Source organism: Shewanella sp. FeAMO, from assembly GCF_053653955.1.
On sequence record NZ_CM132201.1, the window covers coordinates 2,909,702 to 2,927,176 of the forward strand.

At 52.5% G+C, this 17,475-nt stretch carries 16 protein-coding genes and 1 tRNA gene; 11 read left to right on the forward strand and 6 right to left on the reverse strand.

Going from position 1 to position 17,475, the window contains the following annotated elements:
- Positions 1-168 precede the first annotated feature (168 nt).
- Positions 169-1,254, forward strand: a complete 1,086-nt coding sequence (locus tag ACWAU4_RS13110) for an AI-2E family transporter (RefSeq protein ID WP_028781669.1) — start codon at positions 169-171, stop codon at positions 1,252-1,254.
- A gap of 89 nt (positions 1,255-1,343) precedes the next feature.
- Here the strand turns inward: ACWAU4_RS13110 and ACWAU4_RS13115 are convergent, their stop codons facing one another.
- Complete coding sequence (locus ACWAU4_RS13115; protein ID WP_025889728.1) at positions 1,344-2,651, reverse strand: SLC5/6 family protein; 1,308 nt, start codon at positions 2,649-2,651, stop codon at positions 1,344-1,346.
- 264 nt (positions 2,652-2,915) lie between these two features.
- On the opposite strand from ACWAU4_RS13115, the gene ACWAU4_RS13120 reads away from it, so the two are divergent.
- The 4 genes from ACWAU4_RS13120 to ACWAU4_RS13135 all read left to right on the forward strand — a co-directional run bounded on the left by ACWAU4_RS13120 (position 2,916) and on the right by ACWAU4_RS13135 (position 6,100).
- Positions 2,916-3,299: a RidA family protein gene (locus ACWAU4_RS13120; RefSeq protein ID WP_208124837.1), complete on the forward strand. Its 384-nt coding sequence runs from the start codon at positions 2,916-2,918 to the stop codon at positions 3,297-3,299.
- Positions 3,300-3,322: 23 nt separating this feature from the next.
- Entirely contained in the window at positions 3,323-4,597 is a 1,275-nt protein-coding gene (locus ACWAU4_RS13125; RefSeq protein ID WP_025011454.1) for an L-cysteine desulfidase family protein, read from the forward strand.
- Between the two features lie 44 nt (positions 4,598-4,641).
- A complete protein-coding gene (locus ACWAU4_RS13130) occupies positions 4,642-5,301 on the forward strand; it encodes a helix-turn-helix transcriptional regulator (RefSeq protein ID WP_025011455.1) in 660 nt (219 codons plus the stop codon).
- A gap of 70 nt (positions 5,302-5,371) precedes the next feature.
- Complete coding sequence (locus ACWAU4_RS13135) at positions 5,372-6,100, forward strand: DUF4336 domain-containing protein (protein ID WP_208124838.1); 729 nt, start codon at positions 5,372-5,374, stop codon at positions 6,098-6,100.
- A gap of 116 nt (positions 6,101-6,216) precedes the next feature.
- Here ACWAU4_RS13135 and ACWAU4_RS13140 read toward each other — a convergent pair.
- The 3 genes from ACWAU4_RS13140 to ACWAU4_RS13150 form a co-directional block, all read right to left on the reverse strand.
- Positions 6,217-6,293: transfer RNA gene (locus tag ACWAU4_RS13140), tRNA-Pro, on the reverse strand.
- 158 nt (positions 6,294-6,451) lie between these two features.
- A complete protein-coding gene (locus ACWAU4_RS13145; protein WP_025889703.1) occupies positions 6,452-8,233 on the reverse strand; it encodes a DUF3413 domain-containing protein in 1,782 nt (593 codons plus the stop codon).
- A gap of 103 nt (positions 8,234-8,336) precedes the next feature.
- Positions 8,337-8,549, reverse strand: coding sequence for a YejL family protein (locus ACWAU4_RS13150; protein ID WP_025011457.1), 213 nt, complete (start codon positions 8,547-8,549; stop codon positions 8,337-8,339).
- A gap of 79 nt (positions 8,550-8,628) precedes the next feature.
- On the opposite strand from ACWAU4_RS13150, the gene yejK reads away from it, so the two are divergent.
- Both yejK and ACWAU4_RS13160 read left to right on the forward strand, forming a co-directional pair.
- On the forward strand, positions 8,629-9,657 hold the full coding sequence (gene yejK, locus ACWAU4_RS13155; RefSeq protein WP_025011458.1) for a nucleoid-associated protein YejK: 1,029 nt from the start codon (positions 8,629-8,631) through the stop codon (positions 9,655-9,657).
- A 284-nt stretch (positions 9,658-9,941) separates the two neighbouring features.
- Positions 9,942-12,110 (forward strand): sensor domain-containing diguanylate cyclase, encoded by a 2,169-nt coding sequence (locus tag ACWAU4_RS13160; RefSeq protein ID WP_454290294.1) that lies wholly within the window; start codon positions 9,942-9,944, stop codon positions 12,108-12,110.
- On the opposite strand, the gene ACWAU4_RS13165 is transcribed toward ACWAU4_RS13160, so the two are convergent.
- Positions 12,076-13,536, reverse strand: a complete 1,461-nt coding sequence (locus ACWAU4_RS13165; RefSeq protein ID WP_144162095.1) for an alpha/beta hydrolase — start codon at positions 13,534-13,536, stop codon at positions 12,076-12,078. The two genes, ACWAU4_RS13160 and ACWAU4_RS13165, sit on opposite strands and share 35 nt — an antisense overlap.
- A 90-nt stretch (positions 13,537-13,626) precedes the next feature.
- Here ACWAU4_RS13165 and ACWAU4_RS13170 point away from each other — a divergent pair, with 90 nt between their 5' ends.
- Positions 13,627-14,106: a DUF6942 family protein gene (locus ACWAU4_RS13170; RefSeq protein WP_144162098.1), complete on the forward strand. Its 480-nt coding sequence runs from the start codon at positions 13,627-13,629 to the stop codon at positions 14,104-14,106.
- Positions 14,107-14,153: 47 nt separating this feature from the next.
- Here ACWAU4_RS13170 and nadE read toward each other — a convergent pair whose 3' ends face one another.
- Complete coding sequence (gene nadE / locus ACWAU4_RS13175; RefSeq protein ID WP_025011462.1) at positions 14,154-14,984, reverse strand: ammonia-dependent NAD(+) synthetase; 831 nt, start codon at positions 14,982-14,984, stop codon at positions 14,154-14,156.
- Positions 14,985-15,108: 124 nt separating this feature from the next.
- Between nadE and ACWAU4_RS13180 the strand changes: the two genes are divergently transcribed.
- The 3 genes from ACWAU4_RS13180 (at position 15,109) to ACWAU4_RS13190 (ending at position 17,260) form a co-directional block, all read left to right on the forward strand.
- Complete coding sequence (locus ACWAU4_RS13180) at positions 15,109-15,933, forward strand: AraC family transcriptional regulator (protein WP_208124840.1); 825 nt, start codon at positions 15,109-15,111, stop codon at positions 15,931-15,933.
- A gap of 95 nt (positions 15,934-16,028) precedes the next feature.
- Positions 16,029-16,781, forward strand: a complete 753-nt coding sequence (locus ACWAU4_RS13185) for a LysE family translocator (protein ID WP_208124841.1) — start codon at positions 16,029-16,031, stop codon at positions 16,779-16,781.
- A gap of 143 nt (positions 16,782-16,924) precedes the next feature.
- Positions 16,925-17,260: a hypothetical protein gene (locus tag ACWAU4_RS13190; RefSeq protein WP_144377835.1), complete on the forward strand. Its 336-nt coding sequence runs from the start codon at positions 16,925-16,927 to the stop codon at positions 17,258-17,260.
- Positions 17,261-17,475: the final 215 nt, after the last annotated feature.

Sequence of the window (17,475 nt, forward strand, 5' to 3'; positions counted from 1 at the left end):
CTGTAACCGAGTCTGGGTCGCCCGGACAGGCAGGGGAAGGTACAAGCAAGTCCCGGATATGCTTGGCTTAAAAGCCTGGAGCCCTTGGCAACAGGCCGATGAGTCTATAATCCATGCCCTTCCCTGCAGATGGCAAATTCAACACACTCTTGATTAAAAGGAATTCCCGTGTCCGTACGTTTTCGGGTTGAACCCCGCCATTGGTTGATCCTCGCCGCGTTGGCCATTGCTGCCTACGCTTGTTATCTATTGGTCGCTCCTTATCTGGGGGCAATACTGCTGGGATTTATCGTCTCCTTGCTGTTTTTGCCCGTGCACAAGCGCATAGAAGCGAAACTCCCCAAACATCCCAACCTGAGTGCATTGCTTTCCTGCATCTTGCTGACGGTGATCATCTTGATCCCCTTGCTATTCATGCTGATTTCCGTGATTGAACAGGGCGTCAGCTCTGCCACCCATGCCTATCAATGGCTGACCCATGGTGGTGCCAAGGAGCTGCTGGAACATCCTTGGGTACAGTCAGCACTGGCGCTGGCCAATAAATGGCTGCCGTTTGACAGCATAGAGCCGCAGGAGATATTGCAAAAAGCCACCGCAGCGCTTACGGAGCTCAGCACCCGTCTGGTTGGTTTGAGCACGGCATTGCTCGGCAATATCACAGGTTTCTTTGTCAATTTCTCCCTGATGTTGTTCGTACTGTTTTTCTTCCTCAGGGACAATGAACAGATTATAGCCAGTCTCAGACACGTAATCCCCCTGTCCCGCAGCCAGGAAGACAAAATTCTCGATGAGGTGGAAAAAGTCGCCAAGTCGGCAGTACTCGGCTCATTCCTGACGGCCTTGGCACAGGGTTTTGCCGGTGGTATTGCCATGGCCATAGTCGGCTTGCCGGGATTGTTCCTCGGCTCCATGATGGCATTCGCCTCTTTTATTCCTGTGGTGGGTACCGCACTTATCTGGGTGCCGGCGGCGCTCTATCTGGCATTGACCGGAGACTGGGGCTGGGGGCTGTTCCTTTGCGCCTGGGGCATATTGGTGGTTGGCTCCATTGACAACTTCCTGAGGCCGATTCTGATGCAGGGATCTGCCGGAATGAGCACCCTGTTAATTTTCTTCTCTTTGCTGGGTGGCTTGCAGCTATTTGGTCTCATTGGTCTGATTTACGGCCCGATCATCTTTGCCGTTACCTTGGTGCTGTTCCGTCTCTATGAAGAGGAATTTCATGAGTTTTTGCAGCAGCAGGACCAAGCCTGAGTCTGCCGCTGGAAGCTTAAAGAGCCCCGCATTTGCGGGGCTCTTTGGCACTGATTTTAAGACTGCGTTCTTAAAGCCAATTGCATCTATCAACTGAACGCCAGGAAGGGCGAGATACACAGCAAGATACCAGTGGCGATAATCACATACAGGCCAACGCCCTTATATTTGTGCAGCGAAGGTACCCGGTAAACCAAATAGGCAGGGATCAGACAGCCCACCAAACCGAATACCGGGCTGCAGATGGAGGTGAAACTCAGCACAGGGGCATTCAGCACAATCGCACCCCAGGACAGCAGTATGGTGAATACCATGATGCCATACCCCACCAGCTTGGCGTTGATCTTCTCCTTGGGCATAACCCGCTGCAGTAGGTTCATGGTGATCCCCTGGCACGCTTCCCGAAAACCCAGATACACCCCGAAGTAAGCCGTCATCACGGCAAAGATGTTCAACGTCAGGCTCAGGAGTTTCAGCGTCTGGCCAGGCATACCTTGAGCCACCATGGCCAAGGCAGAGATATTTTCCTGCTCGGCCCTCACAGCTTGCTCATGGCCCATCGCCAGAGTGAAAGAAACAGCGTAGAAGAACACGGTAACAAACAGCACACCAAAGGCAATATTCATGGCTCGCATCGCCTTGAAGCGCGCCACTTCAATCGACTTCTCCCGCGAACGATAAGAGATCACCATGGGGCTTAGACTCTGGATAAACAGAATGGAAGTCAAGGTAAAGGGCAACATCACCACGGCATCACGGATCCAATGAGTCGTAGTGGGCACTGCACCGACATTATTGATATCCCACTTGTCGACCATCATTAAGCCGAGCAGCGCCACCACACCCAATTTGGTGAGCACCATAAGGGTAGAAATTTTAAATAACAGGTTTTCGCCGCGGGAGGCCAATGCGACCAGAAGACAAATAAGCCCCAGACCATAAAAGGGGTTTTCAGACAGCAGGCTCTTGGTGGCTCCAAAACTCTGCAGGAAAGAGGCACTGTCATTGGTGATCGCCGTCGAGTAGACAAACACCCAGATGACCAACATGACAAAGTAGAGTGCGCCGAGAAATATGCCCCAGTTTTTCCCCAGATAGCCACTGATCACACTGGGATAATCCTGACATTCGCGGGACTCGGCCAGGGTATTGATAAACAACTTCTGAAACATGTACATGGCCGGATAACCCACCACGGCAGACAAAAGAAACACCCATAATCCCATCAACCCCACCTGCACAGGCAAAAATACTATGCCCGCGCCTATGGCCATGCCGATGGACATGATGATCCAGCCCCAGTCAGTACTGTCGAATCGGGTCGCTTCCTTCCAGGCCTGCGTGTCTTCCCGAGTAATTGTTGCGCCCCACTCTGATGTCAAAGTGTCAGTTTTCATATAACAACCTTAGTTATTGTTGGATACCCAACATGTTATTTTTTGCAAATATATTTGAACCAACTGACAGCAGCAACCAGATTTTTGCAACTTTTGCTGATGCCGAGAATTTAACCACAAAACCGCCAACTTATAAGATCAACGTCACACTAAAAGCAATTACAGCCCACCTTTTTATAAAATAAATTTGCAAGAAGAAGCCTATTTGCAAATAATTGTGCAGACAAAATCGCTTGTTACTCAAATATATTTGCAAGGAATATCATGAAAAAGACTATCAATGCAGACAAAGCCCCCGCAGCCATAGGCCCCTATTCTCATGCAGCCGCTTATGGTGAGCTGCTTTTCACCTCAGGCCAGCTGCCAGTCTGCCGTGAACATGGTGCTTTGGTCGAAGGTGGGATCAGTGAACAGTCCCGCCAATCGCTTTTGAATCTGCAATATGTGCTTGAAGCCGCCAACAGTGGCCTGCAAAACGTGCTCAAAACCACCTGTTATCTATCCGACATCAATGACTTTGCCGCCTTCAACGAAGTCTACAAGACCTTCTTCAAGCAAGACTGCCCTGCCCGCAGCTGTTTTGCGGTGAAAGATCTGCCCATGGGCGCCTTGGTGGAAGTCGAAGCCATTGCCCATATCAATCCTTAAACCAGACTCGGTGGAACCTAGTGATGAAACCACAGTGGCAACAATATATAGATATCCTTAATCAAGTTGTGCGTCCCGCGCTGGGCTGCACCGAGCCTATCGCGGCGGCTTATGCCGCGGCCGTTGCAGCCGAAACCTTGGGCGCCAAGCCTTTGAGCCTGGAAGTTCAGGTTTCGGATAACCTCTACAAAAACTCCATGGGAGTATTTGTTCCCGGCACAGGCAAGATAGGCCTGGCCATTGCCGCAGCGGCAGGCGCCCTGGGGGGCGATGCCGATGCCGGCCTTGAAGTGCTGGCGAATATCAACCCGGCACAAGTGGCCAAGGCCCAGGCGCTTATTGACGCAGGTAAGGTCAAGGTATGCCGCATTCAGGCCGACGAATTCATTTACTGCGCTGTGACAGCTGCCAACGACAAGCACCAGGCCAAAATCGTTATCAGTGGCAGCCATACCCGAATTGCCGAGAAATGGCTCGACGGCCAACTATTGTATCGGGCCGAAGCCTCTGCCAAGGGCAGTACCGCTTCGGTATGCGACGGGGTCGATATCAGCATCGCCTCAATATATGAGTTTGCCACCGGGATAGATGTTAACCGGATCAGATTTATTCTGGCGGCATCGGATCTAAATTCCCGTTTGTCCGACGAAGGCATGAATTCGGCCTATGGCCTGGAGGTGGGCAGAACGCTGAAGAAAAACATAGATACCGGCTTGCTGAGTGATGACCTGCTTAACTCCATAGTCATGTATACGGCCGCGGCTTCTGATGCCCGCATGGGTGGCGCCACCCTGCCGGCCATGAGCAATTTTGGCAGTGGCAACCAGGGGATAGCCGCCACTGTGCCTGTGGTTGTAACGGCCAAGAAGTTCAACTGCAGTGAAGAGCAGCTGGCCCGGGCACTCATCATGAGCCACTTGGGCGCGATTTATATCAAGTCCCACTATCCGCCACTGTCAGCCTTTTGCGGCAATACAGTGACCAGTGCCGCCGCTGCCATGGCCATGGTTTATCTCGCCGGAGGCAGTTTTGAGCAAGGTTGCTACGCCATTCAGAACGTTATCAGTGACAGTGCCGGCATGGTTTGTGACGGCGCCAAAGCCTCCTGCGCCATGAAGGTCAGTACCTCATCAAGCACGGCAGTCAGGGCGTTTTTGATGGCACTCAATCAGCATGCCGTATCGACTCAGGGCATAGTCGCCGCCGATGTCGAACAAACAATCAAGAATCTGGGACAGATGATCTGTGATGGAATGGTGTCGACCGACAGTACCATTATCAGTATTATGTCTGCCTAATCTCCGACGCCCGGCAATTGCCGGGCCATCGCAAGAGGATAGCTGTGAAACTTCATAAGTTGACCCCCAAAGATATGGACATACTCAACGCCATGGGAAATGTGGTCGATGGTATAGCCACCATGTATGGGCAACACACAGAAGTGGTTTTGCACAGTCTGGACCGAGACCACCCTTCAATCATCAAAATAGCCAATGGCCATGTCACCGGCCGCAGTGTCGGCGCTCCAATTACCAATCTGGCATTGGAAAAGCTCAAGAGCGGCCACGATATTTCCGAGGCCTATCTCAGCCAGAGCAGCAACGGCAAGACCTTGAAATCCATCACTACGGTTATTCGCAACGAAAAGCAGATGGCCATAGGCCTTTTGTGTATCAATACGGATATGGATGCGCCCTTGATGTCTGTACTGCGCTCCATGCTGCCGCAGCAATGTCCGCTCACAGAGAGCAGTGGCACATCGGAAGTCTTTGCCCGTAATATCGAAGAGGCGCTGCACAGCACCATAGACAAGGTCAACCAGGAAGTACGCCACAGTGAACTGATCCCGCCATCGAAAAAGAGCCGTGAAATAGTGACTCGCCTCTTCGATGCCGGTATTTTTGAGCTCAAGGACAGTGCCCAAGTGGCCGCCAAGCGCCTGGATATTTCTGTGCACACCATTTACCGCTACCTGAGGGAATTAAAAGCCCCACAGGAGTAACATTGACAATGGGCGGGATCATCGGTGTTAGATGACAATGCCATGGAAGAAGTGATACCAAGGAGCCGGAATGCCAAATCACAGACTCATACCCTTCGGTGATAACATTTGGATAGTTGCAGGCAAGACAGTGCCTTTCTTTGGCCTGCCTTACAGTACCCGGATGACAGTGGTCAGGCTTGATGATGGCACGCTTTGGCTCCACTCCCCCATAGAGCTCAGCCGCGAACTGCTCGAGGAGGTCAAGGCCCTCGGTGAAGTCGGCTATCTGCTGGCGCCCAACTCATTGCACCATTTGTTTGTCAAAGACTGGCAGCAAGCCTTTCCCAACGCCCTAAGCTACGCGACCGAAGAACTGGCAAAAAAACGCAGCGATCTGCATTTCGACCAACTGCTGCTCAGCGAATTGGCAGACTCGCAACACAATGCCCCTTGGCTTGACGAGCTGGACTTCTGCCTGTTTCAGGGCAGCCCTGTGATGCAGGAGGCTGTATTCTTTCATCGCCACAGCCGCACGCTGATCCTGACCGACTTGATTGAGAACTTTCAGCCCGAGTGCTTCAAAGCCTGGCAAAGACCGCTGGCGCGCATCAGCGGCATACTGGCCCCCAACGGCAAGACACCGCTGGATTGGCGCCTGAGCTTCAGCTTTGGCAAGCCTCAGGCCCGAAAGGCTCTGGCGACTCTACTAGGCTGGCAAGCGGAGAAACTCATCATAGCCCACGGCGAATGTCAGTCCCGGGATGCCGACCGCTTTATCCGCCGTTCATTCTCCTGGCTTGGGAACCTTGACCACTGACAGGCACAGCAGCAGAAACCAGCAAGACTGCTGACTTCGCTGTTAACCCAAAGACAGATACAAAAAACAGCCACAAAAAAGCCCAATCATAAGATTGGGCTTTTTTGTTTTGAATGTGGTCGGTATGAGAGGATTCGAACCTCCGACCCCTGACACCCCATGACAGTGCGCTACCAGGCTGCGCTACATACCGATATTTGTCTTGAGCGGCTGGCGCAGTGTGCCGTCTCAACGAGGCAGAACTTTATCAACAGTCGCGAGGCTGTGCAAGCTCCATCTGAGGATTTTTAGTTTAACTGCCTAGTTTGTGGTCTGTTTTTTCTCTATCGTACAGTCTTTAATCCACAGCGCTTAATGGTTGTACAAACGCCGCCCTTCACGCATCACTTCGATAAGTTCCGGGGCACTCATCTTCTTGTCCAGGCGATTCTGATAAGCCTTGTCATAGATACGATATTGACCGTGACGGTCAATCACAGTGATCTCCGACTGCTGATAGATGGCAAAAATTCTGGCATCACCGACATAGACCCAAGTGAGACTGTCCGGTTGCAGCAAATGACGACCGGCACTGTAATCTGTGGCCGGATTGCTGCACCCCAGCACCTGGCTCATCAAGGTTGGCACCAAACCATAGTGGCTGGTGCGGTATTTAGCCTGGGCGTGGCCGCCGACGGGCCAATGGATCACCAGAGGCACATTGACATTGGCCGGTGACAGGTCGCGCCTGGCTTCATCGGCATTACTGGTGAACACCTTGCCATTGACACCTGTGATAATCACCAGGGTATTTTCCGGCATAGCAGACAAGAGTTGCTCCAGCTGTTTGTCGATAAAGTTCAGCGATTGCCGATATTGATTGAACAACACCTTCTGCGCCGGCTTGAGGGCACTGTCAGGTTTTACCGTCTGCACACCGAGGAAACCTACCGGGGTATCATAGTCTTCCGGTGATTTGAGGTTCAGCAGTGCAAACCAAGGAGCTTGTTGCTGGGCCCGCCACTGCTTGAAACTGTCGATATTTTGAATATCGGCCATGGCACTGCCACCCTCATCTTCGGCAATATGAGCGTCGAAGTCGCGGAAAATTGCCTGGGGCCGCGCCTCTGCATAATTGCTTCTGCTGGTAAACAGCCCCAGATTATAACCCTGCTGCTTGAGGCTCTGCCCCAGCAAGGGGCTGGTGTAATTGAGTTCCACCGCGTCCATATAACTGCCCTGCAGCCCGTAAAGCAGGGAAAACATGCCGCTGCGGTAGGTGTTGCCACCGCTGAGGTGATTCATAAACTCATGGTTTTGTTTGCTGTAGCGGCTGAAAAACGGCATGGTCTGCTCGTCGGCCATATCGGCCCTGAGGCTATCGATGGCAATAAGCAGCACATTGGGATGTTCTTCGGCGCTGCAGGTCAGCGGCGCTCTTGGGTATTTAAAGCTGGTTTCGGTATCCACCTTCAAGCTGCTGGAACCATCGATACCGTGATTTTCCATGAAGGTGCGCGCCGTCGCCGGATAGGATAACGGGTAGGCATCATCGAAACGAGTAATTTCGGTGACATCGGCGGCATCGGCCCAGATATGAATAAGATGGCTGCTGACAAAGCAAACCCCGATAAAGGCCACCACCTTGTTGCCATAGTTGCGCTTTTGAATTTTCTCAATCCGCTTCCAGATAAAGTTGGCGGCGGTCAACTCCAGAGCGAGGATCCCAAGGGGGGTGACGATATAGGAAGTGCCATGCAGCAGACTGTTGAGGTCAGCCCAGGCCAAATCGACTGCGAAGGGACTCAAATGCATACCATAGTCGTCATAGACTATGGTGTCATAAAGCATGATACACAGGCCAAGGGTGGCCACCACTGCCGCGTATCCCCGAAGGATACGCGAGTAAGGCAACAGCAGAGTAACGGGAAACAGCAACACCAGATAGACAATAAACGCCAGGAAGCTGAAATGGCCAATGGTACTGACGCCAAGGTAACCCCAACCAATCCAGGTTTCCGGGTAGCCGACACTTTCCAGATATCGACTGCCGACTATCATGGCCAAAAAGCCATTGAAGAAGGCAAACCAGTGCCCCCAATTGATTAGGCGTGAAACCCTATCCTTGCCCAACTGCTTTGTTCGCTCGACCATATGGATCCGCTTTTTGTAAGTTGCCTGTGTATCTTACATTGATTGCTATTATGTGCTTTTTGACTTACAACGCCACTATTTAGCGCATTTCAGTTGTTACAAGTCAACGCAGGGATTGTGTCAATGCCTTGGCAAATTGTTCCGCCACCTGCTGACGGGCTTCCTTGGGCACCTTGGTCGATAACAGATGCGAAGCCGCATTCCCCAGCGCCATCAGGCCAAGATCGGTCGGAGCCTGGTGTTTTTCCAGCACAGCCAGCAATTCGGCGATCAGGGATTCAACTTGAGCATTGGTATATTTTGATTGGATAGCCATAAATAAAAAATGATTCACTCAGATTAGGATTAGCGGCATATAATAGCGGATTTACAACAGAGTATCACTATCGGGGCTTATGAGTATTCACGTCGAACAAGCGATTATTCACGCAATCACCCAAAACGGCGAAGGCCAGCTCAGCTGCCGTCTGCGCCCTCAACCACTGCTGAACAGCCAGGCTGTTGAGACCATGCTTGATGAGCTGCACCAAAGCTATTCCAGCAAAGCGGGAAAAGGCTTTGGTTATTTTGGCGTCCCCGGTGATGATGGCGAAGCCAACCCCGCCTTCAAGGAAGCACTCAAGTCTTATCGCGATGGGCAGCAAGGCTTTGTAGAATTCTCAGCCACTGCCGGCAAACTGCTGCAGGAAGAACTCTCCAAGTATGACTTCAGCCAGGGCGGCTTTTTGCTGCTGGCCTGCTATACCTTTATGGCCAGCGACTACCTGTTTGTGGCACTGCTGAATGCCAAGTCGTCAATGACAGTGCTGGATGATATGGAGCTGTCGCAAAACGACCATCTGGATCTGAATAATATCCAGTTGGCGGCCCGAATCGATCTCACCGAGTGGCAAGCCGACAGTGAGTCACGCAAATATATCTCCTTTATCCGCGGCAGAGCCGGTCGCAAGGTGGCCGACTTCTTCCTCGACTTTATGGGCTGCGTCGAAGGGGTTAACCCCAAGCAGCAGAGCAAGACCCTGATGCAGGCGGTGGAAGACTTTGTCGGTGGCGGTGAGCTGACCAAAGAAGAGCGTCAAACCTGCCGCGACCGGGTGTTTGAATACTGCACCTCCCAGGTCGACAACGGCAGTGAAGTCATGCTCAAGGATCTGGCCGATGAACTGGCAGAATCCGGCATGGATTCCTTCTATGACTTTGCCGTGGGCGGTGATTACGGTTTGGAAGAGGAGTTTCCGGCCGATAAATCCACCCTGAGGCAGTTGAAGAAATTCTCCGGCACCGGCGGCGGCCTGACCCTGAGCTTTGACAGCTCACATCTGGGCGAACGGGTCATCTACGACCCTATCTCGGATACCATTTTGATCAAAGGCGTGCCCGCCAACTTAAAAGATCAACTGGACCGGCGCCTCAAGGGCGAATAAGGCTGTCAAACACATCAAGGCGCTTTCATTGTTCAAGGGCGCCTTGATGCTTTTTCCGGCTGCTATCTTCAGCTATTCATCTTTATCGGCTTGCCCTGTTTGACCACCCAACCATCCCTTTTTATGCAAAACCGCCACCACAGCTAACCTTGGCGAGTACCGATTCGAAACAGGTACTGGGTAGCGCTCAAGACAAATATTCAAAAATTATTGTTAAATAAACCATTTAGCTCTAGCATTTGTCATTAACTATTCGTTAACTCCAGACGGGAGTTGGAACCGACTTGACCCACTTGCCCTGGTATCGACAACCACTGTTGCTGAGTCTGATGGCCGGCCTGATAGGCTTTGCCTGTAACAGCTTCCCTATCCCCTTGTTTGCTAATGTGCAGTTGGTGTTGGGTAATACCCTCTATGTGATTGTCGCCATCTTACTGGGGCCTTGGTATGCCCTGCTCGCCGCCACCATCAGCGTCACCTCGCTGATGCAGCAATGGGACAGCCCGCACGTTTATCTGCTTTTCTGCCTTGAGGCCCTGGCACTGGGGGTTGCCAGGCTCAGGCGCTGGCCAGTATTTTACGCGGGTGTCGGCTTCTGGTTGTTGCTGGGCATGCCACTTATTTATGGTTATCTCCACTTTTTCAGCGACTTACCTTCTGAATACATTCCATTTGTGGTGATCAAGCAATCGGTCAATGCCATGGTCTATATCACCCTGGCCTGCTTGATTGTATTGTTAATCCCTGCATTGACACGCCTGATTGCTCGTCAGTTACCCGCCAAGCGCAGTGGCTTTGGCAACCAACTCTTTTACAGCTTTTTACTGCTGCTTAACCTGAGCCTGATGATCTCTACCCTGGTATTCAATTATTACTGGGTCAATAAACAGCAACAGATCCTGGGTAAACACTTACATGAAACCGCCAAAAATATCGGCCTGGCGGTAGAGCATTATCTCGAGCGGCATAAGTCGGTTATAGCCACCGCCGCCGAGCTTATCAAACACAGTTCACCCACTCCCGATGAATTGCAGCGGATGCTGTCGCGGCTGCACAAACTCAATCCGGGATTTTTAACCATGCTGATTGCCGATCCCGAAGGCAGCATAGTGCAGGCAAGCCCTGTCAGCAGGCTTCAGGGCCTTGAAGGAAATCATGTTCGTATAGATGACAGGGATTATTTCCAGCAGGCGTTTTTCAACGAGCGCCTCTATGTCTCACCGGTATTTCTCGGCCGGGGCTTCGGCTCAGATGCCATAGTCGCCATCAGCAGCCCGCTGTATCTCGCCACAGGCCCACAAGTTATCGGCATATTGGAAGGCTCACTCAACCTCAATCGTTTCAGTGAACTGGATAATGACTTTCTTGGACAAACCAACCAGTTGATGTTTATTGTCGATGAGAACATGCGCCTTATCTATGCCTCCAGGGAGTTGGCCTTGCCAAAACTCGAGCGGCTCAACTATCGCCAAAGTGGCAAGCACTACAGCTCTTTATTGCCCATGCTCAATCTAAAAGCGCTGGATAATGACAGCCCGGAATATGTTTACAGCCACTATCGCCTGCCAAACAACTGGCAAATTTTTGTGCTCGACCCTTACGCCCCATTGCTGCACGAAGTAGAGCGCCAGTTTATGTTCACTTTTGCTCTACTGTTGCTGTTTTTACTCTTGTCGCTGCTGGTCGCCAGGGTGGTGGGGCAGCGCCTGACCATGCCGCTGGAGTTGATTTCAGAGCAGCTCAACAAGGGTAAACGCCTTACCGAGGATAAGTTACTCGATGGCCACAATGTGCCCGTGGAAGTAAGCCATCTCTACAGTGAGCTCAAGGAAAGCCAACGCCAACTGATGGCGCATCAGTTGGATCTGGAGGAAAAAGTCATCATACGAACTCTGGAGCTTGAGCAGGCCAACCGTAAACTCAAACAGTTGGCCCAGACAGATCCACTCACAGGACTTGCCAACAGACGCCGTGCCGAAGCGAGTTTCGCCACTTTGCAGGGTCTGTGTCAGCGCAATCACGAAGCCATAGCCGTGGTGCTGATGGATCTGGACTTTTTCAAGCGGGTCAATGATGAATATGGTCATCTGGGCGGCGATGAGACCTTGAAACGGGTTGCCGATTTACTTAAGACAAAATTCAAGCGCGACTCGGATCTTATCAGCCGTTATGGCGGTGAAGAGTTATTGTTGCTGCTGCCCATGTGCAACCCACTCAAGATAGAGCAGTTTCTGAATGAAATTCGTCAGGCCATTGCCGAGCTTGAGATCATCAACCCCGAAGATCAACGCCTAATAAGTGTCACTGTCAGTATCGGCGCCCTGATTGCCAACGCCTCCTACAGCTCATCTCTCGAGGTATGGTTGAAAGAAGCCGATGCCAACCTGTACCAGGCCAAAAGCGAGGGGCGCAACCGGGTCATCTGTACTCTGTCGGCTCAGGATTTTGGTTGAAAAAGGCTTCAATCCGCTGCATCTGATAATCGAAGAAAGGGTTCCAACGTTGGCGTAGCATATCCGCAGCCGGAATGCTGATGACACCGCGCTCCCCTCGGGACGCTGCGGCGCCAATTTGAATGCGCTCCATACTGTTCGGCATCTGATTGCCATACAGGCTGTCGTTGGCAGAAAACGGCAAGGCCACATGAGACAGGGAATAGACAGACACGGGCCATTTGAAGTCGAGTTTTTCCACTCCGGTATGAGTACCAAACTCTCTGGCCTGCACCAGATGGCTAAAGCCCACCTGGTTCTCAATCAAAGTTCCCCGGAAAGTCAGGTTGGTTCGTGCCAGTATGCCGCTGATTTCCGCCAGCGGATCCACAGGTGTCATGCTGAGGTTCACTTGACTGCGGTTCATATCATAGATCACCAGTTCATTGGCTCCCTTGGGCAGTTGCAGAAACAGGTTCTCCAGCACAGCTTTCGTCGATACCGAATCATCCACCAACGACTGAAACGCCAAAATCGGCGGCAACTGGCGTTTTTTATCCTCAGGCAAAGCCAACAAACGCTGACTGTTGTGCTGCGCCAGGCGATAAACCACATCACCGGCATTAACGGCAAAAGAGCTGTATTTGAAGGGGTCATACTCGGGTGAGATAGTATTCCAGCTGAGTTTCTCCAGCCCCAGAATATAGCCCAGCTGCGACTGCCACTGCGCTCCCACGGCCATGGGGGCCAAACCTATGGCCGGTGACAGCATCACCACCTTTTCATAGTCCGCTGGCCGGCCGCTGTGAAGGTTTTCCAACTCATGGTTGAGTGCCAAACTGGCGCCGGTGGAATAACCTATCACGTAGAGAGGTTTGCCGTTTAGCACCTGGCTCATATGGCGACTGGCCAGCCTGACGGCAGCGGCGAGATCCTGCCATTCCAGGCGCACCAGTCCTGATGGCAGAGTGCCATGTCCCGGTAGCCTCAGCGCCAACACATGAGCGCGCCCCTTGAACTGCTCGGCAAACTGATGCATGGCGTAGGGTGAATCTGACATACCATGAAGCAACAAGAGCCCGAACTGCGCGTCCGCATTGGCCCACTCAAAACTTTGATTCCAAGGCAAAGCCCAGCGCTTGGGATCCGCTATGCTGCCACTGTGATAACGATTGATGGGGGAACTGATGCCACCGGAAAGCTTGCCAAGTTCCTGATCAAGCTCGGTAAACAGTTGCTGCTCCAACTTGAGATAATCACCGAAGTCCTCGACTCCCTTGTGGCGATCAAACTCATGGCTCAGAAAATGGGTATGCCATGGACTTAAATCGGCGCGGCCATTGAGTAGCCAGATCCCGGTTACAGTCAACGCCAGCCCTATACCGAAGCAAGCATAAAAAAGCGCGATAGAGAGCTGTTTCCCCGAACTGATAAGCAGAGTTTTCATTGACCTTTACCTTGAACTGCCCCAAAGTGGCGACGCTGGAATGGCATTACACTGAGATTCATTGGCATAAAAGTCTAACAGAGAGCAAACGTGCACGCACACTCAACGCCTTCATTTCCTTTGCGTATTGGTAACGACCTGGCCAAAGCGCGGGTTTATCTGCCCAACCCGCCAACACTGCCGCTTGACTGGCATTGGCAGCAGAGCGATGCCGCTGCGGCCTTGATAGCCGCCAACTCCAACCACTGGCGCAAAATCCTGGTGATCTGCGCCAAGATATTTGCCCCGGATGACGACTGGCGTAGCTTTCTGCAGCAGCGGCTCTTTTCCCAGGTCGCACTTGAGATAGCAGCGACCCGGTTGGCAACCGATAGCGGCATAGCTCTTATTGCCGGCAATGAAGCCGCCGGCAAACTCAATATCGCCGACGATGCCGGACAGAAGCTCACCGGTGCCCCCGGGATACAGCGGCTGGATCAGTGGCGCTGGAAAGTCCCCTACCTGGATTACCGCCAGTTTCCCAACGCCAGTATTTTGCTGCTGCGCCAAGCGCTGCACTGCAACCCATAAAGAAAACGCCGCGATTAACGCGGCGTTTTACGATTCAATTTGAGCGGTTAATCGTAAATGGTCGGGATAGGCTTGCGCTTATGCTGCGTGGCTTTGTAGATGGCTATGATCCTGCTTTCCACCTCGGCGGAAACCGGCTTGCCCTCAAGGAAGTCGTCAATCTGATCGTAACTCAACCCCAGGGCGACTTCGTCCTCAAGCCCAGGGTTGTCACACTCAAGATCCGCCGTTGGCGCCTTGCGTACCAAGGTTTCCGAGGCGCCGAGGAAGGCGGCCAACTGCCTGACCTGACGCTTATTCAGGCCAAAAAGCGGCGCCAAGTCGCAAGCACCATCGCCCCACTTGGTATAGAAACCTGTGACATTTTCGGCGCTGTGATCTGTACCGACCACCAGGCCCCCGAGTAAGCCAGCTACCTCGTATTGGGCCGCCATCCGCATTCTGGCCTTGACATTACCCTTCACAAAATCAACCTTGTTGGCATCCGGTAGCGCCAGTTCAGCGCGGTCAAAGCCACTGAGTACATGCTGATGAATGCCGCTAACCCCGTCATGAATATTCACAGTCACCAGTTTGCTGGGGCGGATAAATGCCAGCGCCTGCTGCGCCTCATGTTCATCGCGCTGTTCAAGGTAAGGTAAACGCATGGCCACAAAAAGGTACTCAGCCTCGGCTTTGCCTTCATTTAACGAATCTACCGCCAACTGACATAAGCGCCCGGCCAGGGAAGAATCGACCCCGCCACTGATCCCCAGTACCAGAGTCTTGCAGTGAGCCTCCTGCAGTTTGGCCTTGAGAAATGCTACCCGCCTTTCCACCTCATATTCAGGTTCAATAGCACTCAGTACTTTCATTTCTCTTAAGATCTGTCCTTTCACAGTGGGCTCCAATCTGTTATCGGTATTTATAGGTCTGACTTTGATACCGGCCGTGCAATAATTTACTAGGCGGCCTGGATCACCGACCGCTAAGATAACATAAATTCTTACCCAGGATAGCAAGATGCACGAGGAGAAAATCCATTATTGGCGCGCCCCATCCCATCCCGAACTGGAGATCAGTCGGGCCAGTTTTCAACATTTTCACTTCGAGCCCCATGTTCATCTGGACTTTCATATCGGTGTGGTCAGTCACGGCGGCCAGGACTTTCATTACCGTGGCCAAACCTGGCACCTGAGACCCAATTGGCTGTCGACCCTGGATCCCGACAGCAGCCATGATGGCCAGAGCAGCGAACAACAGGGTTATTGTGCCCTGGTAATGTCCCTGCCCCATGACTGGCTGCAACAACTGGCGCGGGATCTCGGCCTGGGATATTTCAGTTTTGCCGCGCCTATGTTGCATCATCCAGCGCTGTATCAGGAATTTTGCCAGCTGCACCATTTGCTGACCCAACCCATAGCAGCCAATGACCTCCTGGTTCCCGAAGCCGCGGTTATCGCCTTTTTGGAAAAGCTGATGCGCCTGCATGGCCGCAAGCTCAATACAGAGAGACTGCCCCACGCCTTGAGTCAGAGTCAGCTCGATAGGTTAAGAGAAGCCTTTCATGCCGATCCCGGTGCGCCATTTAGGTTGCCGCAGCTTGCCAAGGAGCTGGATCTCAGCCAATACCAACTGCTTAGGCAGTTTCGCCAGAGAACCGGCATGACGCCACATGCCTATTTAAAGCGGATCCGCCTGGAATATGCCAAGAAAGCCCTGCTCAGGGGAGACAGTGTGATTTCGGTGGCGCAGCAAGTCGGCTTCTTCGATCAGAGCCATCTGAACAAAGCCTTCAAGCGTGCCTTCCTGCTTTCTCCACAGGCGTTTCAGCGGCGCATGCTGTGATCCACATCCCCCTCCCTGGTGGCTGAGCATTTTTACCCCTATACCCAAACACTTTCAGCCTCGGCTTAATGAGGCACTACAGGATAGAGTTGACTATGACAGATCTGCATCTTTTGCTGACCCTGGGCACCATTCACCTGCTGGCATTGGCGAGCCCGGGGCCGGATTTTGCATTGATCCTGAAAATTGCCAGCCGAGAGCAGCGCAGCACCGCACTGGCGGCCGCCGTTGGCATCTCTCTGGCGATATTGGTGCACACTGTCCTGAGCCTCACAGGTGTCAGCCTGGCCATTCAAGGCTCGCATACCCTGTTTGTGCTGGTGCAGCTCTTTGGCGCCCTTTATCTGGGCTGGATGGGACTGGGAGCCTTTGGTGTTCAGGCCTGGCTTAAACGCGCCTTGGCGGCAAGGCCACTCGCTGAAGCTCAAACCAATGATTTGCCAACCAGCCGGGCAGCAATCAATGATACACAAGTCATGCAGTCCGAGGAGTTAAACAACAGGGTAGACAATGAGCCAGGTAAAAGTGCGAGCGATAACACCATGTCTGCCGCCGCCGGGTTGCTGCTTGGGTTATCGACCAACCTGTTCAACCCCAAGGCGTTGGTGTTCTTTTTAACGCTGTTTTCCACCCTTATCACCCCGGAGGTCAACAGCCAGACCAAGCTATTGGCCGCCATATTACTGCCGCTGCTCTCGGTTATATGGTTTGCCATGCTGGCCATGCTGCTGTCTCACGCCCGGGTGCAGCAACGCCTGCTGCGCTTTGGCCATTACATAGATTACCTTTGCGGCGCTATCTTCCTAGTCGTCTCGGTTGCCATACTGCTGAGGTTGCTGACGGCTTGACGCAGAACAATTGAGCCACAAACTTGGTATAAAGCCTGAAGGACTTAACCCTTGGAGCTCCGGGGGTAAACTGTGAAGCAGTAAATAGAATGCATTTTAAATCCAGACTAGAATAGCCCCAACTCAATCGATTCGAGGTTTCTATGTGGTGGCGTGTTGTTTTACTCTGTCTTGCTTATTGGCTGCTGGGTGCCCATTTTCTCAGATACTCACACACAATCGCCGCCGCTATCTGCCTGTTGGCGCCGGCCGTGCTGTTTGTGAAAAGCGCCGTTGTCGTTCGCATCCTGCAAGTCGGCCTATTGGCCGGCGCCTTGCTGGTATGGGCCAAGAGTGGCTTTGAATATGTTGCCATGCGCCAGGCCATGGATGCCCCCTGGGTCAGGCTGGCATTCATTATGGGCGGGGTCACCCTGTTTACTCTGCTGTGCGCCTGGAGTGGTAATGGGCTGGCGAGAAACCGTAGCCGCCTGCCATAACGGCAACTCACCACAACCTTTCCAATTCTTAGACCAATTACTCAACAATCCGCATCAGAGGTCAGCACAGGTTAAGTAAAAGGGCTATACACTCGAGCCAGTGTATAGCCCTGTTTAAGCCAGCCGGGTCTTTGGCCTAAGCCCTTGATTTAGCCCCTCGGCTTGAGCTGTTCCAGGGAACTGCGTACACTGTTTGGATTTCAGTTAAAGGCGTA